20 protein-coding genes and 1 other annotated feature are annotated in these 20,537 nt (G+C 44.4%); of the genes, 17 read left to right on the forward strand and 3 right to left on the reverse strand.

All coding sequences use genetic code 11. From position 1 onward, the window contains the following. Window positions 1-454: 454 nt before the first annotated feature. Window positions 455-940, forward strand: a complete 486-nt coding sequence (locus AACR75_RS01750; RefSeq protein WP_010318275.1) for a putative 4-hydroxy-4-methyl-2-oxoglutarate aldolase — start codon at window positions 455-457, stop codon at window positions 938-940. Here AACR75_RS01750 and AACR75_RS01755 read toward each other — a convergent pair. Beyond that, the gene (locus AACR75_RS01755; RefSeq protein ID WP_047691591.1) at window positions 937-1,440 is read right to left on the reverse strand and encodes a hypothetical protein; all 504 of its coding nucleotides are present in this window, start codon (window positions 1,438-1,440) and stop codon (window positions 937-939) included. The two genes, AACR75_RS01750 and AACR75_RS01755, sit on opposite strands and share 4 nt — an antisense overlap. Before the next feature lie 242 nt (window positions 1,441-1,682). On the opposite strand from AACR75_RS01755, the gene thrL reads away from it, so the two are divergent. The 4 genes from thrL to thrC all read left to right on the forward strand — a co-directional run bounded on the left by thrL (window position 1,683) and on the right by thrC (window position 6,559). Beyond that, window positions 1,683-1,760, forward strand: a complete 78-nt coding sequence (gene thrL, locus AACR75_RS01760) for a thr operon leader peptide (protein WP_100208354.1) — start codon at window positions 1,683-1,685, stop codon at window positions 1,758-1,760. Beyond that, window positions 1,698-1,815, forward strand: a sequence feature (Thr leader region). It overlaps the preceding gene by 63 nt. 29 nt (window positions 1,816-1,844) lie before the next feature. Beyond that, window positions 1,845-4,304 carry a bifunctional aspartate kinase/homoserine dehydrogenase I gene (thrA, locus tag AACR75_RS01765; protein ID WP_047691594.1) on the forward strand — a complete coding sequence of 820 codons (2,460 nt, stop codon included), beginning with the start codon at window positions 1,845-1,847 and terminating at the stop codon, window positions 4,302-4,304. An 18-nt stretch (window positions 4,305-4,322) separates the two neighbouring features. Beyond that, the gene (gene thrB, locus AACR75_RS01770) at window positions 4,323-5,279 is read left to right on the forward strand and encodes a homoserine kinase (protein ID WP_026027386.1); all 957 of its coding nucleotides are present in this window, start codon (window positions 4,323-4,325) and stop codon (window positions 5,277-5,279) included. Beyond that, window positions 5,276-6,559: a threonine synthase gene (thrC, locus tag AACR75_RS01775; RefSeq protein ID WP_047691597.1), complete on the forward strand. Its 1,284-nt coding sequence runs from the start codon at window positions 5,276-5,278 to the stop codon at window positions 6,557-6,559. The genes thrB and thrC overlap by 4 nt, the downstream gene beginning before the upstream one ends. Window positions 6,560-6,668: 109 nt before the next feature. Here thrC and grcA read toward each other — a convergent pair whose 3' ends face one another. After that, window positions 6,669-7,046: an autonomous glycyl radical cofactor GrcA gene (grcA, locus tag AACR75_RS01780; protein ID WP_026027385.1), complete on the reverse strand. Its 378-nt coding sequence runs from the start codon at window positions 7,044-7,046 to the stop codon at window positions 6,669-6,671. A 298-nt stretch (window positions 7,047-7,344) separates the two neighbouring features. Here grcA and nfo point away from each other — a divergent pair, with 298 nt between their 5' ends. The 3 genes from nfo to AACR75_RS01795 all read left to right on the forward strand — a co-directional run bounded on the left by nfo (window position 7,345) and on the right by AACR75_RS01795 (window position 9,853). Beyond that, the gene (nfo, locus tag AACR75_RS01785) at window positions 7,345-8,262 is read left to right on the forward strand and encodes a deoxyribonuclease IV (protein WP_019282352.1); all 918 of its coding nucleotides are present in this window, start codon (window positions 7,345-7,347) and stop codon (window positions 8,260-8,262) included. Window positions 8,263-8,533: 271 nt separating this feature from the next. Next, window positions 8,534-9,214 carry a uracil-DNA glycosylase gene (gene ung, locus AACR75_RS01790; protein ID WP_047691599.1) on the forward strand — a complete coding sequence of 227 codons (681 nt, stop codon included), beginning with the start codon at window positions 8,534-8,536 and terminating at the stop codon, window positions 9,212-9,214. A gap of 87 nt (window positions 9,215-9,301) precedes the next feature. Continuing rightward, window positions 9,302-9,853 carry a hemerythrin domain-containing protein gene (locus AACR75_RS01795; RefSeq protein WP_013856117.1) on the forward strand — a complete coding sequence of 184 codons (552 nt, stop codon included), beginning with the start codon at window positions 9,302-9,304 and terminating at the stop codon, window positions 9,851-9,853. A 50-nt stretch (window positions 9,854-9,903) separates the two neighbouring features. Here AACR75_RS01795 and AACR75_RS01800 read toward each other — a convergent pair whose 3' ends face one another. Next, the gene (locus tag AACR75_RS01800) at window positions 9,904-10,083 is read right to left on the reverse strand and encodes a DUF3545 family protein (protein ID WP_010318284.1); all 180 of its coding nucleotides are present in this window, start codon (window positions 10,081-10,083) and stop codon (window positions 9,904-9,906) included. 710 nt (window positions 10,084-10,793) lie between these two features. Here AACR75_RS01800 and AACR75_RS01805 point away from each other — a divergent pair. The 9 genes from AACR75_RS01805 to deoD all read left to right on the forward strand — a co-directional run bounded on the left by AACR75_RS01805 (window position 10,794) and on the right by deoD (window position 20,422). Continuing rightward, window positions 10,794-12,218 carry an alanine/glycine:cation symporter family protein gene (locus AACR75_RS01805; protein WP_047691602.1) on the forward strand — a complete coding sequence of 475 codons (1,425 nt, stop codon included), beginning with the start codon at window positions 10,794-10,796 and terminating at the stop codon, window positions 12,216-12,218. Between the two features lie 109 nt (window positions 12,219-12,327). Then, the gene (gene yaaA, locus AACR75_RS01810; protein WP_047691605.1) at window positions 12,328-13,101 is read left to right on the forward strand and encodes a peroxide stress protein YaaA; all 774 of its coding nucleotides are present in this window, start codon (window positions 12,328-12,330) and stop codon (window positions 13,099-13,101) included. 16 nt (window positions 13,102-13,117) lie between these two features. Continuing rightward, on the forward strand, window positions 13,118-13,255 hold the full coding sequence (locus tag AACR75_RS01815; protein WP_013856121.1) for a DUF5363 family protein: 138 nt from the start codon (window positions 13,118-13,120) through the stop codon (window positions 13,253-13,255). Next, a complete protein-coding gene (locus AACR75_RS01820; RefSeq protein ID WP_047691608.1) occupies window positions 13,242-14,030 on the forward strand; it encodes a TatD family hydrolase in 789 nt (262 codons plus the stop codon). The genes AACR75_RS01815 and AACR75_RS01820 overlap by 14 nt, the downstream gene beginning before the upstream one ends. Before the next feature lie 208 nt (window positions 14,031-14,238). After that, window positions 14,239-15,498 carry a NupC/NupG family nucleoside CNT transporter gene (locus AACR75_RS01825; protein ID WP_013856123.1) on the forward strand — a complete coding sequence of 420 codons (1,260 nt, stop codon included), beginning with the start codon at window positions 14,239-14,241 and terminating at the stop codon, window positions 15,496-15,498. A 646-nt stretch (window positions 15,499-16,144) separates the two neighbouring features. Further along, the gene (gene deoC / locus AACR75_RS01830) at window positions 16,145-16,921 is read left to right on the forward strand and encodes a deoxyribose-phosphate aldolase (RefSeq protein ID WP_047691610.1); all 777 of its coding nucleotides are present in this window, start codon (window positions 16,145-16,147) and stop codon (window positions 16,919-16,921) included. Between the two features lie 95 nt (window positions 16,922-17,016). After that, window positions 17,017-18,378 (forward strand): thymidine phosphorylase, encoded by a 1,362-nt coding sequence (gene deoA, locus AACR75_RS01835; RefSeq protein WP_013856125.1) that lies wholly within the window; start codon window positions 17,017-17,019, stop codon window positions 18,376-18,378. A 21-nt stretch (window positions 18,379-18,399) separates the two neighbouring features. Further along, entirely contained in the window at window positions 18,400-19,623 is a 1,224-nt protein-coding gene (locus AACR75_RS01840) for a phosphopentomutase (RefSeq protein ID WP_047691612.1), read from the forward strand. 79 nt (window positions 19,624-19,702) lie between these two features. Next, complete coding sequence (gene deoD, locus AACR75_RS01845) at window positions 19,703-20,422, forward strand: purine-nucleoside phosphorylase (protein ID WP_013856127.1); 720 nt, start codon at window positions 19,703-19,705, stop codon at window positions 20,420-20,422. The last annotated feature ends 115 nt before the right edge of the window (window positions 20,423-20,537 follow it).

A 20,537-nucleotide genomic window follows, 5' to 3' on the forward strand; every position in this document is an offset into this window, starting at 1 on the left:
AATCACTTTGTTGATTTACATCAAGAGTTCTAATGTAACAAATATTAATCGTCTTAAGCAGTTGTAAATTTACACCACATTACCCATGCAAATAGCATGCTTTTTGGGAATTTTCGCTGGGGATGGTAGCATTAGGCGTAATGGGCTTTACCTCACATAGAAATTTACCAGCAAAGAACTTGTTAACTCGATACTTGTCAAAAAATGGGAATTGCGTAAAAAATCAACGTTTACAGCGGGGGATATCGCACTATTATGGATGTCACCAATATGAATATTCAGTCTTTTAAATGCAGTTGGCCGCCAAGTTATGCTCATTCTCAGCGGGTTTTTCTTTGCATCGTTTGTATGAATAGGTGAGTAAAGTATCTGGCATTATGGTTCATTGAGCTGTGGTTTTACAGCGCGTCTAATGTGTCAGATGAAAATAATAAACAATAATCAAGGAAGAAGGATGATAGATATCACACCAGATATTTGCGATAAATTTGAATCGCAAATCAATATATTGGATTTGCCTTTGCAAACTTTTGGTTTAAGGAGTGCTTTTTGGGGGCAAATTGTCACCGTGCGTTGCTATCACGATAACTCTAAAGTTCGTGACGTATTAAGCCAAAATGGTAAAGGGAAAGTTTTAGTCGTCGATGGTAACGGTTCGTGTCAAAGAGCGTTATTGGGTGATCAACTGGCGATCATGGCGATTGAAAACGGTTGGGAAGGGGTCATCATTTATGGAGCGATACGCGATGTTGCTGCGTTATCGCAAATGGATTTAGGCGTGAAAGCGTTAGCGAGTTGTCCACTTAAGACCGATAAGAGAGGTGCAGGCGAAATTAATGTGACTCTGACTATCCTCAACCAGATGATTCAGCCGGGTGACTATGTTTATGCCGATTGGAATGGTGTTTTAACGTCAACTCAAGCGCTAGACTGGCACTAGAATCTGAAACCCACCCCAAATTGAACGCCTTGCTGCCACTCTTGATAATCAAGGGTGGCATGTAAATCAACGTTTTCTGACAGTTGAAGTCGGCTAGATAGCTCCGCCGCCATAGCATCAGCACTGCTCGTATCATTCGGATTACTGGCGGCTGAACGTAAGGTGCTTTTTAGTGATAATTTGGGGGTTAGCTGGTAGCTGAGGCCACTTAAAAAACCACTTTCGGAGCCGTAGTCGGAATTATTTATTCTCGCTCCAATGTACAGATCTAAATTGTCAAAAAGGTTATAAGAATAACCGCCATCAATAGTCCAACTATCAAATTGTTGACCATCACTTTCGCTTGAAAGAAATAATCGATGTGGAGATTGGCTCAGTGAAGAAGGAAGTGCAGGTAAGGTATTGGCCATGCTAGATAAAGAGACAAGCAGAAATAAACATAGTGCAACTTTTAGTTTCATCTGCCTCTCCTTATTCTTGTTTTGAGTTACTGCGTCCACTGCGGTAACAACAATTAAAGCACAAATTTCACACGATGACAGCGTTATGTATATAGCATTTTGTTATTTGCTTATGTGTAAAATGGTTGCACTTAATGTGCAATAAGTATCTTAGTTGTGTTGTGTTTTTTAATTTGATTAATTCGGAATGACTATAAAAAATAGCAGATTTTCATTGACTAATGATCACGAAGTAAGGTAAACGTAAAGGCAATTAAACACACGAGTATTTAAATTTTTCTATGTTACAGCGCAGCCTAGTAGTAATGACAACCACCATTATTATTACCGACATGACACATGTTGGGGCGGGCCGCTGAGCGAAAAGTTTTTACAAAAAAGGCCTGTATCCCACCAGATACAGGCCTTTTTTTATACCAATTTGAACTGTTTTGGAGGAAGGGATGCGAGTATTAAAGTTTGGAGGTTCATCGTTAGCCGATGCTGATCGTTTTTTAAGGGCGGCAGATATCATCGTTAACAATGTACAGCAAGAAGAAGTCGCCGTTGTGCTCTCTGCACCGGGAAAAACCACCAATAAATTAGTGGCAGTTATTGAGAGTGCTTTGCGTAATGGCGAAGCAGAACGCCAAATAGCGGAGCTTGAATTCTCATTTTTCGATCTACTCGCTGGCATCAAAGCACAATTACCTAATGTGGATTCGGCCGCTTTTGACAATCAAGTAAAAGCGTCACTGTCTCAGCTGCGTCAATTTGTACACGGCATTAATTTACTCGGTATGTGCCCAGACAACGTCAATGCGCGCATTATCAGTAAAGGTGAGCGAGTCTCTATCCAACTGATGAAAGCGGTACTTGAAGCAAAAGGACAAGCGGCTGCACTGATTGATCCAGTACAGTATCTTTTTGCTAAAGGTGAGTACCTTGAGGCAATGGTTGATGTTGAGATCTCCACGCAAAATTTCAAGCAAAATCCACTTCCGCAAGCGCATGTTAACATTATGCCGGGTTTCACGGCTGGTAATGAAAAGGGTGAATTGGTCTGTCTAGGCCGTAATGGCTCGGATTATTCTGCAGCCGTGCTTGCGGCATGTTTACGTGCAGATTGTTGTGAGATTTGGACCGATGTCGATGGCGTTTATAACTGTGACCCACGTTTGGTTGCGGATGCTCGTTTATTAAAATCACTCAGCTACCAAGAAGCGATGGAGCTTTCGTATTTTGGCGCGTCAGTGTTACATCCCAAAACCATTGCACCGATTGCACAATTTCATATTCCGTGTCTTATCAAAAACAGTTTTAATCCTCAAGGCGCAGGCACGCTGATTGGTCAAGATACTGGTGAAGATAAGCTGGCTATCAAAGGTATTACTACACTCAATAATTTGACTATGGTCAACGTCTCCGGCCCTGGCATGAAAGGCATGGTCGGCATGGCTAGCCGTGTGTTTGGCGCGATGTCTGCCGCAGGCGTTTCTATTGTGCTGATTACACAATCCTCTTCAGAATACAGCATCAGTTTCTGTATTGAGGCGCAAGATAAAGCCCTTGCCAAAAGAGCATTATCGGAAGCGTTTGAACTGGAATTAAAAGATGGCCTACTTGAGCCTGTCGAGTTTATGGATGACGTTGCGATTGTCACTCTGGTTGGTGACGGCATGCGCACTTCGCGCGGAGTGGCTTCTCAATTTTTTTCATCACTGGCTGAAGTTCACGTCAATATTGTTGCCATTGCACAGGGCTCTTCCGAGCGAGCTATTTCTGCGGTGATTCCCGAAGATAAAATTTCAGAAGCGATCAAGGCTTGTCATGAAAATCTCTTCAATTCTAAGCATTTCTTGGATGTGTTTGTGGTCGGTGTTGGCGGTGTCGGAGGCGAATTAGTTGATCAAATTCATCGTCAGCAAGCCAAACTAGCCGATAAAGGAATTGTGATTCGAGTGTGTGGCCTTGCCAATAGTAAGGCACTATTGCTGGATAGCGAAGGCTTGCCGCTGGAGCATTGGCGTGATCGAATGCATAGCGCGAGTGAAGAATTTAGCCTCGCAAGGCTTATCTCTCTAGTGCAGCGTAACCATATCATTAACCCTGTCTTAGTTGATTGTACTTCCAGTGAAGTGATTGCCAACCAGTACGCCGAATTTCTGGCTGCGGGTTTTCATGTTGTGACGCCTAATAAAAAAGCCAATACCGCAAGCATGGCCTACTATCACCAGCTGCGTGAAGTGGCGCGCAACTCGCGCCGTAAACTGATGTACGAAACGACGGTTGGTGCTGGTTTACCTGTGATTGAAAACTTGCAAAATCTCATTGCCGCTGGTGATGAGTTGGAAAAATTCAGCGGTATTTTATCTGGCTCTCTCTCGTTTATTTTCGGCAAACTGGATGAAGGTATGACACTTAGTCAAGCTACGCAGCTGGCTAAAGATAAAGGTTTTACTGAGCCTGACCCTCGTGATGATCTGTCGGGAATGGATGTGGCTCGCAAGCTGTTAATTTTAGCTCGTGAGGCGGGAATGCCTTTAGAGCTGGATGACGTAAAAGTCGATCTTGCTTTGCCGCCGGGTTTCGATATTTCGGGTACAGTTGAAGAGTTTATGGCGCGCTTGCCGAAGGCTGATGCTTATTTCCAAGAGCTATCCACTAAGGCTGCCGCCGAAGGTAAGGTATTACGTTATGTTGGTGAAATATCAGAGGGCCAATGCAAGGTGAAAATTGCAGTGGTCGATGAAAATGACCCAATGTTTAAAGTCAAAGATGGTGAGAATGCACTGGCGTTTTATAGCCGTTATTATCAACCGATTCCATTGGTGTTGCGTGGTTATGGGGCGGGTACAGAAGTAACAGCAGCAGGGGTGTTCTCTGATGTGATGCGCACCTTAGGTTGGAAGTTAGGGGTTTAATTGATGAGTTCAAGTGACATGAGTGTGGTGGTGTATGCCCCAGCTTCAATTGGTAATGTGAGCGTTGGGTTTGATGTTTTAGGGGCGGCTGTGTCGCCAATTGATGGCAGTTTATTGGGGGATCGTGTTGAAGTTAAAGCGGGCAGCGAACCTTTTGTACTCGAAACTGCAGGTCGCTTTGTCGACAAGCTGCCAGAAGATCCAAAGCAGAATATTGTTTACGATTGCTGGCTTGTTTTTGCCAGAGAGCTTGAAAAAAAGAGCATTGCAGTAAAGCCGTTGCAAATGACGTTAGAAAAAAATATGCCGATTGGTTCAGGCTTAGGTTCGAGTGCTTGTTCAATTGTTGCAGCTTTAGATGCGTTGAACCAGTTTCACGGTAACCCACTTAATCAGACTGAGCTTTTAGCGCTGATGGGTGAAATGGAAGGTAAAATTTCAGGCGGTATACATTATGATAACGTTGCCCCCTGCTACTTAGGAGGCGTGCAATTGATGCTTGAAGAGCTAGGTATCATCAGCCAAGAAGTGCCTTGTTTTGACGATTGGTATTGGGTGATGGCGTATCCTGGGATTAAAGTTTCCACAGCCGAAGCGCGAGCGATCTTACCTTCACAATATCGTCGACAGGACATCATTGCGCATGGTCGTCATCTCGCAGGTTTCATTCATGCTTGTCACTCAGGTCAGCCTGAGCTAGCGGCTAAACTGATCAAAGACGTGATTGCTGAACCGTATCGTGAGAAACTTCTGCCCGGCTTTTCGGATGCGCGTAAATACGCTGCATCAGCCGGAGCGCTCACCACTGGCATTTCCGGCAGTGGCCCAACACTGTTCAGTATTTGCAAAGAAAAAGAGGTTGCCGAGCGAGTTGCTCGTTGGCTTGAACAACATTATGTACAAAATGAAGAAGGATTCGTCCATATTTGTCGCTTAGACAAAAATGGCTCGACCGTTACAGGAAGTGCTCTATGAAGCTTTACAACATAAAAGAAAATGATGAACAAGTCTCTTTTGGCCAAGCCGTACGCCAAGGATTAGGACGCAATCAAGGGCTATTTTTCCCAGCAGAGTTGCCTCAGTTTGAAGATATTGACGCGTTACTAGCCGAAGATTTTATCTCTCGTAGTACAAAAATTCTCAGCGCCTTGATTGGTGATGAATTACCAGCAGAGCAAGTGAATGCGATGGTTGATGCGGCTTTTCAGTGTCCAGCACCGATTAAGCAAGTGAAAGACGGCATTTATGCTCTAGAGCTTTTCCACGGTCCAACGCTGGCATTTAAAGATTTTGGTGGTCGCTTTATGGCGCAGTCACTGGCCGCCGTTTCAAATGGTGGACAGATCACCATTTTAACCGCGACTTCTGGTGATACTGGCGCTGCGGTGGCTCATGCCTTTTATGGAATGCCCGACATCAAGGTCGTGATACTTTACCCTAAAGGTAAGATCAGCCCGTTACAGGAAAAACTCTTCTGCACTCTGGGCAACAATATTCACACTGTCGCGATAAATGGTGACTTTGATGCTTGCCAAGCGTTAGTTAAGCAGGCTTTTGATGACGCTAAGCTTCGCCAAGAGATCGGTTTAAACTCTGCAAATTCAATCAATATCAGCCGATTAATGGCACAAATTTGCTACTACTTTGAGGCCGCATCACAATTAAGCAAAGCGCAGCGTGAAAACTTAGTCATCTCCGTACCGAGTGGCAACTTTGGCAACCTAACCGCTGGTCTGTTGGCAAAAGCATTGGGCTTACCAATCAAGCGTTTTATCGCGGCAACCAATGCCAATGATACCGTTCCTCGTTACTTAGAAACGGGTCAATGGGATCCAAAACCCACTGTCGCGACCACATCGAATGCGATGGATGTGAGTCAGCCGAACAACTGGCCGCGCATCGAAGAGCTTTGTCGCTTAAAGGGCTGGGGGCTAGATACCTTAGGTAAAGGTGCGGTATCTGATGCACAAAGTGCGGATTCAGTTCGTGAACTTTACGCGCAAGGTTATTTGTGTGAACCGCATGGTGCCATTGCGTATCGAGTTTTGGATGAGCAGTTACAAGCGGGAGAAACGGGGCTATTTTTGTGTACTGCGCACCCTGCCAAATTTAAAGAAGTCGTTGACGATGTGCTAGGCACTGACATTGAATTACCAGCTCCTCTTGCAAAACATGCAGTGATGACGTTGCTTTCTGAAGAGTTAGACAATGATTTTGACGCTCTAAAAACGGTGTTAAGACGCGTTCAGCCTTAAAGAGATCCTGATTTCATCTTATTGAAGTCAGGATGATATTCCTCTAACGATAAAAATGGCGCTCATTGAGCGCCATTTTTGGATATGAATATTCTCATCAACGCTATGATTATAGCGTCTCAGTGAAAGTACGTGCGATAACGTCACGTTGCTGTTCTTGAGTCAATGAGTTGAAACGAACAGCGTAACCAGAAACACGAATCGTCAGTTGCGGATACTTCTCAGGGTGTGCAACGGCATCTTCAAGAGTTTCACGCTTAAGAACGTTCACATTTAGGTGCTGACCGCCTTCGATGCGAGGTGCTGTTTCAATCGCAACTTCACGGCTTTCATACTCACCAAGGTCGCTGACCGCGATAACTTGATCTGCTTGGTAGCCTGCGTTAGCGGCAACGCAACGTGCTTCATTCTTTTCGTTATCGAGTAACCAGATAGAATTTAGTAGGTTGTCGTTTGCTGCTTTTGTAATTTGAATGCCTTGAATCATCACTATCTCCTAGTCCACTTAAGTGGCGTTATTGGTGTTTATTTTCTAACTTTGTTGAGTTGGTTATTATATAGCTAATATCCTTAAAATTAATATTGATTTGGGTCAAAAAACAACGATAAACATTGATAATATGGGGGTTGCTTTATTGATTTAAATCAATAAAGCATTTAAAAACAATGAGTTCTACTTTTTTTTAATACATAAAATATTTTTTATTTATTGTTTTGTTGTAATTTTACTACATTTTTAGCGCGTGTTTGACCTAAGTAACAGAAAATCAGACAATTGAAGTCCAATGTTGAAAGTACAAAGTGATTTAATGACAAATAGAATTCAGGGCCGTGGAATGAAATTTATTGGTGCTCATGTATCGGCCTCTGGCGGCGTTGACCAAGCCCCATTGAGAGCGAGAGAAATTGGAGCAAATGCATTTGCTTTATTCACTAAAAACCAGCGCCAGTGGGTTGCTAAACCGCTCGAAGAGGCAACCATTCGCGCTTTTAAGGCTAACTGCCACATGCTTGGTTTTAAAAGTGAACACATTTTGCCGCATGATTCATACCTTATTAATCTGGGCGCGCCAGAAGCCGATAAGCTTGCTAAGTCACGCGAAGCTTTTATTGATGAAATGCAACGTTGCCAGCAACTGGGGCTGACGCTTCTGAATTTTCATCCGGGTAGTCACCTTAAACAAGTCTCAGAAAGTGAATGTCTTGCGACGATTGCAGAATCGATAAACCTTGCACATCAAGCCGTGCCTGAGGTCGTTGCTGTGATTGAAAACACCGCAGGGCAGGGGACGAATCTAGGCTGGCGTTTCGAACATTTAGCCGAAATTATCCAGCAAGTTGAGGATAAATCGCGAGTAGGTGTGTGCCTTGACACGTGTCATACTTTTACTGCAGGTTATGATTTGCGCACAGTTGAGGCGTGCGAGGCAACCTTTTCAGAGTTTGATAGCGTGGTGGGAATGCACTACTTACGTGCAATGCACATCAACGACTCAAAGGCAAAGTTTGCCAGCCGTGTTGACCGCCATCATTCTCTAGGGCAAGGCGAAATTGGTTGGCCATGCTTTGAATTTATTGCCAAAGATGCAAGGTTTGATGGTATCCCATTGATTTTAGAGACAATCGATCCAGACATCTGGGCCCAAGAAATTCAAACATTAAGAGATCTACACGCACAATCGGTGGATTCAGTAGCATCTTAAATAAGTTGGCATCTTTCTTTCATAAAGACAAAGGCATAGCCGCGTCAAAATGAAGGAGGATGTCACTATGTTTCATATGATCTCACGTTCACCATCAATAGCTCGACCACCAGTCCGATTGCCTATACCTAACCGACATGTGAACGGTCAAGGGCATACTCGAACGCCACAAAAATCACATTAACTGGCAAAAGCTCTGTGACATTGACTCATGCAGTGGTGGCTTTTTATGGTTACAATGCTGTAATTAGTTAATTTGCAGAGCGTTGTTATGACTCAATCATTGACTTGGCACGATGTTATCGGCCATGAAAAACAGCAGGAGTATTTTCAACAGACGATAGCGTTTGTTGAAAAGGAAAGGCTGGCGGGGAAAGTGATTTATCCACCTGCTGCTGACGTGTTTAATGCGTTTCGTTTTACCGAATTTGGCGATGTTAAGGTTGTGATTTTAGGGCAAGATCCTTATCACGGGCCAAATCAAGCTCATGGGTTATGTTTTTCGGTGTTACCCGGCGTTAAAACCCCACCTTCACTGGTCAATATCTATAAAGAGCTGGTGCAAGATATCCCCGGTTTTGTTACTCCTCCGCACGGTTACCTAAAAAGTTGGGCCGAGCAAGGGGTACTATTGCTCAATACCGTATTGACCGTTGAACAAGGTATGGCGCATTCGCACGCTAATACTGGTTGGGAAACCTTTACTGACCGGGTGATTGAGGCGGTAAATCGGCAGCGTGAAGGTGTTGTCTTCCTGTTGTGGGGTTCACACGCGCAGAAGAAAGGTAGCATGATTGATCGCAGCAAACATCATGTATTAGTAGCACCGCATCCTTCTCCTCTTTCTGCGCATCGAGGCTTTTTGGGCTGTAAACATTTTTCAAAGACTAATCAATTGCTTATTGAGCAGGGGAAAGCGCCTGTGAATTGGCAACCCGTATTGGATAAGTGATTAATTGATGTTTTTTCGAGCAGGGTCAAAACAAGCACGCTGAAGCTTTTATACACTTATCTAAAATAAGTGTAATGGAGAAGCACAATGATGATTGAAAGGATCCGTAGAGAACACGGGTATATGGCGCGTTTGCTTGCCATTTTACGAGATAAACAACGGCAATTGAGTAATGAACAAAGTATCAACTACTCTTTAGTGAGAGAGATTATTGACTACTTGGCGACACATTCAGAGTCAGTACACCACCCCAAAGAAGATATTCTCTATCACTATTATATTGATCATTATGGTCAACATAATGATATTCAAAATTTAGCGAGAGAACATATAGAACTTTCTGAGAAAACTCATGCTTTTCTAGAGATTGTCGATATGATTTTGCAAGATGCCGTTGTACCACAGCACGTGTTCATCGAGCAGCTTGATGCATTTATTTCTTCCCAGAAGCGTCATCTGGAGTTAGAAGAACAATCGGTTTTACCCTTGATCAGCCGCACCTTTAATGTGACTGATTGGCAAGCGGTGGAGGCGAGCTGGCAACAATCCGAAGATGATCCAGTATTTGGTGAGACAATTGCGGAGCAGTACCAACAATTAGCTCACCGAGTTCGACAAACCGCACAAGAGTGCCAGTAATCTCTGCTGATTCAGTTAAACAAAAAGGCACTGTTGAAGTGCCTTTTTACTCAGAGTTTTATTTGATCAGCCTCGAAGCAGACATCCATCTCCATCAATTCTCTTTGTAACCGTTTTTGATCCTGAATCGCTTCAATTTCTCGCCACATTCTTTTGACTGGTTTAGTGCGACTAGAGCGGAGTTTTGTGATTTCCATTTCCAACATTTCGTCAAATTGCAAGCTTTCCATAAGCAACCTCTTGTTGTTGTTATTACGCCATGTCGTGCTCTCTAGATAGCACAGTTTTCGCTAGCCTAGCTATGATTTGTTTCTCATTTGTTTCCTTTTGATGAACCTTTTATTGGATTTTGACCAGAATTTCACAGTTTCAGTGGGATTCTTTAGTACAAAAATGGAGCGGTTAAGCGACGCAAACGATTTTATTTGCATTTTGAAATGTTAAATAAATGTTGTTTTGAAAATTTACAATTGCCTGGTTGGTTGTTTTATGACCATTTAATAAAAAATTATCATAAATTTATGCAAGATTTAGTGGTGAAACTGATTAGCCCTTTATTCTCAAGGGGTGAGATTAAGTGAGTGCAACTGGGTTTTTATGGTTGTTTTTTATCTTTCAATGTTTCCAGTTTGGGTTGTTTTGGTTTCTAATCTGTTGCTGCATTGGTTTGTTAAATGTTAATCAAAGGTGATTTTATAGTGAAAAATAACATTTTAACTAAACTTGTTGCATATTGATTTTTGTTCTTTCAGGTTGCATTATCCGCCCGTCAAAAATACGTTGCCCCTTCAAAAGTTGAGACTCCTCACTTTTTGGACGAATAAAATGCATTGCATAATATCGATAAAAACATGCTGGTTAGAACGTTGACTCGCAGCATGTGCATTTTTTCGTGAAGCTTTTCGCTTAGGTCAGCGCTATCACTCTATGAGAGGTTCTTGTGACAGACTTAATCAATTTAATGAATGATTTACTTTGGGGATCCATCCTTGTTTATCTTTTAGTCGGTGTTGGTGTGTACTTCACCGTTCGCCTAGGATTCATTCAATTTCGCCATTTCGGCCACATGTTTAGTGTGTTGAAAAACAGCCGCAAAGCAGATAAAGCCGGTATTTCTTCTTTCCAAGCACTTTGTACTAGCCTTGCTGCGCGTGTTGGTACGGGAAACATGGCCGGTGTAGCTGTTGCTTTAACGGCGGGTGGTCCAGGCGCGATTTTCTGGATGTGGTTGATTGCTATGCTTGGTATGGCGACTTCATTTGCTGAAAGCACGTTGGCTCAGCTATACAAAACCCGTGACAAAGATGGTAACTACCGCGGTGGCCCTGCGTACTATATGGAAAAAGGCCTTGGTATGCGTTGGATGGGTGTCCTGTTTTCCATCTTCCTGATTATTGCTTTTGGCCTAGTATTCAATGCCGTTCAAGCTAATTCAATTGCAGGAGCTATGAAAAATGCTTTTGGATTTGATCCGCTGCATGTCGGTATCTTCATCGTTGCAATTTCGGCTTTCGTCATTTTTGGTGGTATCCGTAAAATTGCGCGTACCGCTGAGTTGATTGTACCTTTCATGGCATTAGCTTACTTAGCGATTGCGATGTTTGTCATGGTCACTAATATAGAAAAGCTACCAGCCGTATTAAGCCTTATTTTCAAAAGTGCATTTGGCCTTCAAGAAGCGGCCGCAGGCGGTTTAGGTTACGCGATTGCTCAAGCCATGATTAACGGAATCAAACGCGGTCTGTTTTCCAATGAAGCTGGTATGGGTTCAGCACCTAATGCAGCGGCTTCTGCAACGCCTTATCCGCCACATCCTGCTTCTCAAGGTTACGTGCAAATGTTGGGTGTTTTTATTGATACGATTGTGATCTGTTCAGCAACCGTCGCCATTATTTTGATGTCGGGTGAATATGTACCGCACGGTGAAATTACCGGTATCGAGCTGACTCAGCGCGCATTAAGCTCACAAGTGGGCAGTTGGGGTGGGATTTTTGTTGCTTTTGCGATTTTCTTCTTCGCCTTTACTTCAATTATTGCCAACTACTCTTATGCCGAAACGAACCTGATTTTCTTAGAGCACAACAATAAGAAAGGGTTAACGTTGTTCCGTATTGTTTTCCTTGCCATGGTGATGTTTGGTTCATTAGCGACCTTGCCTACCGTATGGGCAATGGCGGATGTCTCGATGGGGTTAATGGCGATTGTTAACTTGGTGGCGATCATTCTGCTCTCTGGCATTGTGATTAAGCTCGCGAAAGATTATAACCGTCAGCTAGCCGCGGGTAAGGTTCCCACCTTCGATGCTAATGATTACCCTGAGTTAAAATCTCAGTTGGAAGATGGCATTTGGTACAACAACAAATAGCCTGTTATCGTTACTGACGATTAAATAGATTGAAAAAGCCATGCAGACACCGCATGGCTTTTTTTGTACTCTGTGAGTCATAAAATAAGAATAGAAAGGAAGGAATATCATGCTCATTGTTGTTTCCCCAGCCAAGACGTTAGATTACGAATCCCCGTTGGTGACAAGCAAATATACTCAGCCGGAGCTTATTGACCATTCAGCTCAGTTGATCGATGTTTGCCGTCAATTGACTCCTGCCGACATCTCAGCGTTGATGAAAGTGAGCGATAAAATCGCTGGGCTCAACGTGGCTCGCTTTGCGCAGTGGAGCCCAACCTTCACGTTGGATAATGCACGCCCCGCCATTTTGGCGTTTAAAGGGGATGTTTATACAGGATTTGAAGCAGAAACGTTATCGGATGCCGGATTTGAATATGCCCAACAGCATTTAAGAATGCTCTCTGGCTTGTATGGTGTATTGAAACCACTGGATCTGATGCAACCATACCGTTTGGAGATGGGCACGAGATTGGATAACCCGAGGGGGACTAACCTGTACCAGTTTTGGGGAGATATCATTACCGATAAACTCAATCAAGCTCTGAAAGAGCAAGGCGATGATGTGTTGATTAATCTCGCTTCCAACGAGTATTTTAAAGCGGTTAATCCGAAAAAGCTTAAGGGAAGCATCATTACTCCGGTATTTAAGGATTGTAAGAAAGGGCAATACAAAGTCATTAGCTTCTATGCTAAGAAGGCTCGTGGCATGATGGCGCGCTACATTATCGATAAACAAATCTCTTCTGTAGAGCAATTGGCTCAGTTTGACAGTGCTGGCTACTATTTTGTAGAACAGGAGTCATCAGCAACTGAGTTGGTCTTTAAACGCGAAGAGCAGTGATGTAAGAGAGGCGGTTATGTGGCAGTGGTTGAAAAAGCAGGTTGCGCGTTATGATCGCTGGTGTGAGAACATGGGTTTAACACCAGATAAAAAACGTAGCTGTGTTCCTTATCGTCAAGATCCTGTTCAGAGTAAAGAACGTGAGCGAGAATAAGAAGCTGCGTTTATTTGATACGCATTGCCATCTCGATTTTTTTATCTTTGAGCGTGAGTTTGAACACCATTTACATTTAGCTCGCCAGCAGGGGGTTGAGAAAATAGTGATTCCCGCCGTTGGTCCAAGTAACTGGCAACGAGTGGCCGAGCTTGCTAACGGTTATCCTGAACTCTACTTTGCTCTCGGTTTCCATCCCTGTTTTTTATCAACCTCTTCCCCTGCGGATATCGACGAGCTTGAGCAAAAGTTACTTCAAAAACCAGCTCAATGCGTGGCTCTGGGGGAGTGTGGCTTAGATTTTGCGACTGATATTGCTCCCGCTTTGCAAGAAACAATGTTTGAAATGCAACTAGAGCTTGCGAAACGAGTCAGACTTCCATTGATATTACACAGCCGTAAAGCGCACAACCGCCTAATACAACTGTTAAAAAAGCATCAATTTAACCAAGGTGGAGTGCTGCATGCTTTTTCTGGCAGCGTTCAACAGGCAAACCAGTTTATTGAACTGGGTTTTAAGATTGGCGTGGGTGGTGTTATTACCTATCCAAGAGCCAACAAAACCCGTCTTACTATTACGGCACTCCCCATCGAAAGTTTAGTGCTAGAAACAGATGCTCCTGATATGCCACTCAATGGTTTTCAAGGGCAAGCGAATCACCCACAAAAACTGCCGATTATCCTGCAAACGCTTGCGTTGCTGAAGAACCAATCAGAGCAAACGGTTGCTGATGTTTTGTGGAAAAACAGCCATTCTCTGTTCTTTCCGGTGTGAATAAATTCGAAATGAAATGTAGGTTTAATGATTCTAGTATCAGTAAATATTGAACGTGCTCACATAAATGAGTGAATGGGCAGTGAATCTTATAAGAAAGTGTGAGGCTGGCATTACTTTATCTTAGTGGTGATGAGTATAATCACCCCGCTTCATGAGCTCCATTTTATAACACGCCAACAATAACCTAATAAGGAAATCATAAACTATGAGCCTGTTTATGAGCCTAGTCGGTATGGCAGTTCTGCTAGGACTTGCAGTTCTACTGTCTGATAACCGCAAAGCTATCAATCTAAGAACAGTGGGTGGCGCTTTTGCTATCCAATTTATTATCGGTGGTTTCGTTCTTTACGTACCATGGGGTCGTGATCTCCTTGCAGGTTTCTCTGCGGGTGTTCAAAACGTCATCGACTTCGGTAAAGACGGTACTGGTTTTCTATTCGGCAGCCTAGTTAACTTTTCAGTTGACGGTATTGGCTTCATCTTTGCTTTCCAAGTTCTACCTACTCTAATCTTCTTCTCTGCACTTATCTCTGTGCTTTACTACATTGGCGTTATGCAATGGGTAATTAAGATTCTAGGTGGTGGTTTACAAAAAGCACTCGGTACCTCTCGTGCAGAATCGATGTCTGCTGCAGCCAACATTTTCGTAGGTCAAACAGAAGCGCCACTCGTGGTTCGTCCGTTTGTACCTAAAATGACTCAATCTGAGCTGTTTGCAGTAATGTGTGGTGGTTTGGCTTCAGTTGCGGGTGGTGTACTTGCTGGTTACGCATCGATGGGTGTGCCGCTAGAGTACCTTGTTGCGGCCTCTTTCATGGCAGCACCGGGTGGTCTACTGTTTGCAAAAATCATCAAACCAGAAACCGATACTCCAGACGAAGAACTGGGTAGCGATATGGATGGCAATGATAAACCTGCCAACGTAATCGATGCTGCTGCAGGTGGTGCTTCTGTTGGTCTGCAACTTGCGCTGAACGTAGGTGCAATGCTACTTGCCTTCGTTGGTCTAATCGCCTTAGTTAACGGTATGCTTGGTGGTGTGGGTGGTTGGTTCGGTATGCCTGAGCTGACTCTAGAACTACTGCTTGGTTGGCTTTTCTCTCCATTAGCATTCCTAATTGGTGTGCCATGGGAAGAAGCAACGCTAGCGGGCTCTTTCATCGGGCAAAAACTGGTTGTAAACGAATTTGTTGCTTATCTAAACTTCGTACCTTACGTGGGTGAGAACGCACAGATCGTTGCTGCTACTGGTGCGGTGATGTCTGAGAAAACTCAAGCTATCATCTCATTTGCACTGTGTGGCTTCGCCAACCTTTCTTCTGTTGCGATTCTACTCGGTGGTTTAGGTGGTCTTGCTCCTAACCGTCGTCACGATATCGCGAAGATGGGTGTAAAAGCTGTTTGTGCTGGTACACTGTCTAACTTAATGGCAGCAACCATTGCTGGCTTCTTCCTTTCTTTCTAATTAAATAAGAGAAAGAGATATAGACGCCGTTTAACATCGCCCCGTAGCAAGAGATTGCTGCGGGGCTTTTTTGTTTTGGCGAAAGGAATACTTTGATTCACTCTTTAGTCGGGTGGTCAGTGTTTATCACCTCAAGCTCTCTTTTATAAGTTAGCTTTTAATGGATAGATCAGAGTTTATCGGTAAACGAGATTATCGTTGACGCTGATCTTTTTTGAGATACAAACCGTTTGCTCTATGAATGACGCTACAGTTTTGTAGTGAAAATCTATACTGTATCAGTGAGATTCATTTTCAATAGAAGAGTGAAGATATCAGCTAGCGCCAATCAATACATGGAGTATGATTTGACGCAAAGGCAGCCCGTTTTATCATGTCGTGTTGCTTTGATATAAATTAGATACGGGTATAAGTTACACACGGATATACGTTAGACACGGCGATGAGTGCAAATAAGCGGCATATCATGGTTGTGCCATAGGCCAAATTGGTACTGTGCGGTGACAGGGATAGCAATTGAAATGCAAGTGCATTTCGAGTCTTCAAGGAACCAAGTCCGTTCATTTGTGGCTAGCAAGCCATCTCGCTCTCAACACTGAGCGTGGTTTACTAGTGAACTATTTGAATATATTGATCGGAGATAGAAATGAGCGATTTAAAAGCAGCCGCACTACGTGCACTGAAATTGATGGATTTGACTACGCTAAACGATGATGACACGGATGCGAAAGTGATTGCCCTTTGTCATGATGCCAAAACGGCTGTAGGTAATACCGCTGCAATTTGTATTTACCCTCGCTTTATTCCTATTGCGAAGAAGACACTTCGTGAGCAAGGCACGCCAGAGATTCGTATCGCAACCGTTACCAACTTCCCACACGGTAATGATGATATTGAGATTGCCGTTGCGGAAACTAAAGCCGCTGTTGCGTACGGTGCTAATGAAGTCGACGTTGTGTTCCCTTACCGCGCATTAATCGCCGGTAATGAGCAAGTCGGTTTTGATCTTGTTAAGCAATGTAAAGCCGCGTGTGGTGACATTCTGCTTAAAGTGATCATCGAAACAGGTGAGCTAAAAGAAGAAGCATTAATCAAGAAAGCGTCTCAAATCTGTATTGAAGCGGGCGCTGATTTCATCAAAACCTCAACGGGCAAAGTCCCTGTGAATGCAACACCAGAATACGCACGCATGATGCTAGAAGTGATTCGCGATATGGGCGTTGCCAAAACTGTAGGTTTTAAACCTGCGGGCGGTGTACGCACAGCGCAAGATGCTGCATTGTATCTCGCGATGGCTGATGAGCTACTTGGCGCAGATTGGGCCGACAGCATGCACTACCGTTTTGGGGCTTCAAGCCTGCTAACCAATCTTTTGAATACATTAGAAGTAACAGACCAAAAAGCCGATCCAGCTGCGTATTAATTATGCGCTGAAGTAGGACTGATAATAATAAGTCTGACTCGTGGAGCTGAGCCATCAGCTCCCGATTACCTCTTTACCTTACTGACCAAAGCATCATGCTTGGGAGGCAACTAATGTATTCAACTCAAACTTTTTTACCTCAAGAAATCATTCGCAAAAAGCGTGACGGTGAGATCCTCACCACCGAAGAAATTAACTTTTTTATTCAAGGTGTGGCGAATAATACCGTCTCCGAAGGCCAAATTGCGGCCTTTGCCATGACGATTTTCTTCAATGAAATGACTATGCCAGAGCGCATTGCACTGACGTGCGCTATGCGTGATTCTGGGATGGTGATCAACTGGGATGCGATGAACTTCGGTGGTCCTATCGTTGATAAACACTCAACTGGCGGCGTGGGCGATGTTACTTCGCTGATGCTTGGCCCCATGGTCGCAGCCTGCGGTGGTTTTGTTCCTATGATTTCAGGGCGCGGCCTTGGTCATACGGGTGGCACGCTGGATAAATTGGAGTCGATTCCCGGTTATAACATCACGCCAAGTAATGACGTATTTGGTCAAGTAACCAAAGAAGCGGGCGTTGCTATCATCGGCCAAACGGGTGATCTCGCGCCAGCGGATAAACGCGTATACGCCACACGTGACATTACCGCAACGGTCGACAATATTTCACTCATCACCGCCTCGATTCTTTCTAAAAAATTAGCCGCTGGGTTAGATTCCTTGGTGATGGATGTCAAAGTCGGTTCTGGCGCATTTATGCCGACTTACGAAGCTTCTGAAGAGTTGGCTAAATCTATCGTCGCAGTGGCTAACGGCGCCGGTACGAAAACCACGGCTATTTTAACGGATATGAACCAAGTGCTGGCCTCTTCGGCAGGCAATGCCCTTGAAGTGCGTGAAGCGGTACGCTTTTTAACTGGTGAATATCGCAATCCTCGCTTACTGGAAATTACCTTGGCCTCTTGCGTTGAGATGTTGTTGTTAGGCAATTTAGCAAAAGACAGCAATGATGCTCGTGCGAAACTGATGGCCGTTCTTAATAACGGAAAAGCGGCTGAATGCTTTGGCAAAATGGTCAAAGGGTTAGGCGGCCCCGCTGATTTTGTTGAAAATTACGATCACTATCTTGAAAAAACCGAGCTGGTTAAGCCCGTTTACGCTCTAGAAAGTGGCGTCGTATCGGCAATGGATACTCGCGCGATTGGCATGGCCGTGGTGGAGATGGGCGGTGGACGCCGCGTCGCAACTGACACTATTGATTACGCGGTTGGGTTTGACCAATTTATTCGCCTAGGTGACGTTGCCGATAGCAGCAAGCCGTTGGCGGTGATCCATGCGCGTAATGAAGCGCAATGGCAACAAGCGGCCAAAGCATTACAAAGCGCCATTCAAATTGGCGGAGAATACACACCAACACCCGATGTCTACGGCCAAATTCGCGCAGAAGACGTATAAAAATATCGGTTGGAGAGAGCAATGAAAAGAGCATTTATTTTAGTATTAGATTCATTTGGTATCGGCGAAACCGCTGATGCACCACAATTTGGTGATGTTGGCGCTGACACTTTGGGCCACATCGCAGACCAATGTGCTAAAGGCGAAGCGAATAACGCGGATCGCCAGGGCCCATTGACGCTGCCAAACTTATCGAAACTGGGGCTTGCCATGGCGCATAAAGAGTCAACGGGGCGTTTTGCTCCGGGGCTTGATGCCAACGCTGATATTATCGGTGCGTACGGCCACGCCGCTGAGCTTTCATCAGGTAAAGATACTCCTTCGGGTCACTGGGAAATTGCTGGTGTTCCTGTGCTGTTTGAATGGGGTTATTTCAGCGATAAGCAAAATAGTTTCCCGAAAGAGCTGACAGATCGCATTATTGAACGCGCAGGTTTGGATGGTTTTCTTGGTAACTGCCATGCATCAGGCACTCAGGTTTTAGATGATTTGGGTGAAGAGCACATGAAAACGGGTAAACCGATTTTCTATACCTCAGCTGACTCAGTGTTCCAAATAGCTTGTCACGAAGAGACGTTTGGTCTTGATCGTTTGTTAGAACTTTGCCAGATCGCACGTGAAGAATTGGCGGATTACAACATTGGCCGCGTGATTGCGCGCCCGTTCATTGGCCCGAAAGCGGGAGAATTTGCTCGCACTGGCAACCGTCGTGATTTATCCGTTGAGCCGCCAGCGGCGACCGTGCTGCAAAAATTGGTTGATGAGAAGCAAGGTAACGTGGTTTCTATTGGTAAAATTGCTGATATTTACGCCTACTGCGGCATCACTCATAAAGTCAAAGCGACAGGCATCCCGGCTTTATTTGATGCAACACTAGAACAAATCAAACAAGCGAAAGATAACACTATCGTCTTCACTAACTTCGTTGATTTTGATTCCGCTTATGGTCATCGCCGTGATGTAGCGGGCTACGCTGCGGCACTGGAGTACTTTGACAAGCGTCTGCCACAAGTGCTTGAGTTAATGGAAGAGGACGATGTGCTTATTCTTACGGCGGATCATGGTTGCGATCCAACTTGGCCGGGCACGGATCATACGCGTGAGCACATTCCAGTGTTAGTTTATGGTCACAAAGTGGCACCCGGTTCGTTGGGCCGTCGCGAGACGTTTGCTGATATTGGCCAGTCACTGGCGCACTATTTCGGTACGTCTGCGATGGATTACGGCACCAATTTCTTACAGTAAGCGTAGCGATTCATTTTTTGAGGATGAATAGAGAGATCACTCTCTATTCTTTGGTCAATTTAGATAAAGGATACTTTTAATGGCAACTCCACATATTAATGCTGAAATGGGTGCATTTGCAGACGTTGTTTTAATGCCGGGTGACCCACTTCGCGCAAAATACATCGCAGAAACTTTCCTTGATGATGTGGTTCAAGTGTGTGATGTCCGCAACATGTTTGGTTATACAGGGACGTACAAAGGTCGTAAAATTTCGGTAATGGGCCATGGCATGGGGATCCCTTCATGCTCAATTTACGTGACGGAACTTATCAAAGATTTTGGCGTGAAAAAAGTGATCCGTGTCGGAAGCTGTGGTGCGGTCAGCGACGATATCAAAGTGCGTGATGTTGTGATTGGTATGGGGGCTTGTACCGATTCCAAAGTTAACCGCATCCGTTTTAAAGACCACGACTTTGCTGCGATTGCCGATTACAAAATGGTTAAAGCCGCAGAAGAGGCGGCTACGGCGCGTGGTATTAACGTGAAAGTGGGTAACTTGTTCTCTGCAGAGCTTTTCTACACGCCAGATCCAGAGATGTTCGATGTGATGGATAAATACGGCATTGTTGGTGTAGAAATGGAAGCGGCGGGAATCTACGGCGTAGCGGCGGAATATGGCGCAAAAGCACTGACGATTTGCACTGTCTCTGATCACATCAAAACTGGCGAGCAAACGACTTCAGAAGAGCGTCAAAACACTTTCAATGAAATGATTGAAATTGCGTTAGATTCAGTATTGATTGGCGACGCTCAATAATATTCTTTTATAAAAAACCTCAGTGTCGCAACTGAGGTTTTTTTATTGTCACCCCTAAACCACCGCCTTGGGCGGTGGTGATTGAACCTTGGGGCTATTGCCCGCAGAAGTGCCC

The organism is Vibrio sp. ZOR0018 (assembly GCF_963865925.1).
Taxonomy (GTDB): domain Bacteria; phylum Pseudomonadota; class Gammaproteobacteria; order Enterobacterales; family Vibrionaceae; genus Vibrio; species Vibrio anguillarum.

What these genes read in the sequence shown, in the direction of transcription:
- AACR75_RS01750 (WP_010318275.1), top strand. Translation starts at nt 455, where the DNA reads ATGATAGATATCACACCAGATATTTGCGATAAATTTGAATCGCAAATC.
- thrL (WP_100208354.1), top strand. Translation starts at nt 1,683, where the DNA reads ATGTTACAGCGCAGCCTAGTAGTAATGACAACCACCATTATTATTACC.
- thrA (WP_047691594.1), top strand. Translation starts at nt 1,845, where the DNA reads ATGCGAGTATTAAAGTTTGGAGGTTCATCGTTAGCCGATGCTGATCGT.
- thrB (WP_026027386.1), top strand. Translation starts at nt 4,323, where the DNA reads ATGAGTGTGGTGGTGTATGCCCCAGCTTCAATTGGTAATGTGAGCGTT.
- thrC (WP_047691597.1), top strand. Translation starts at nt 5,276, where the DNA reads ATGAAGCTTTACAACATAAAAGAAAATGATGAACAAGTCTCTTTTGGC.
- grcA (WP_026027385.1), bottom strand. Translation starts at nt 7,046, where the DNA reads ATGATTCAAGGCATTCAAATTACAAAAGCAGCAAACGACAACCTACTA.
- nfo (WP_019282352.1), top strand. Translation starts at nt 7,345, where the DNA reads ATGTTGAAAGTACAAAGTGATTTAATGACAAATAGAATTCAGGGCCGT.
- ung (WP_047691599.1), top strand. Translation starts at nt 8,534, where the DNA reads ATGACTCAATCATTGACTTGGCACGATGTTATCGGCCATGAAAAACAG.
- AACR75_RS01795 (WP_013856117.1), top strand. Translation starts at nt 9,302, where the DNA reads ATGATGATTGAAAGGATCCGTAGAGAACACGGGTATATGGCGCGTTTG.
- AACR75_RS01800 (WP_010318284.1), bottom strand. Translation starts at nt 10,083, where the DNA reads ATGGAAAGCTTGCAATTTGACGAAATGTTGGAAATGGAAATCACAAAA.
- yaaA (WP_047691605.1), top strand. Translation starts at nt 12,328, where the DNA reads ATGCTCATTGTTGTTTCCCCAGCCAAGACGTTAGATTACGAATCCCCG.
- AACR75_RS01815 (WP_013856121.1), top strand. Translation starts at nt 13,118, where the DNA reads ATGTGGCAGTGGTTGAAAAAGCAGGTTGCGCGTTATGATCGCTGGTGT.
- AACR75_RS01825 (WP_013856123.1), top strand. Translation starts at nt 14,239, where the DNA reads ATGAGCCTGTTTATGAGCCTAGTCGGTATGGCAGTTCTGCTAGGACTT.
- deoC (WP_047691610.1), top strand. Translation starts at nt 16,145, where the DNA reads ATGAGCGATTTAAAAGCAGCCGCACTACGTGCACTGAAATTGATGGAT.
- deoA (WP_013856125.1), top strand. Translation starts at nt 17,017, where the DNA reads ATGCTTGGGAGGCAACTAATGTATTCAACTCAAACTTTTTTACCTCAA.
- AACR75_RS01840 (WP_047691612.1), top strand. Translation starts at nt 18,400, where the DNA reads ATGAAAAGAGCATTTATTTTAGTATTAGATTCATTTGGTATCGGCGAA.
- deoD (WP_013856127.1), top strand. Translation starts at nt 19,703, where the DNA reads ATGGCAACTCCACATATTAATGCTGAAATGGGTGCATTTGCAGACGTT.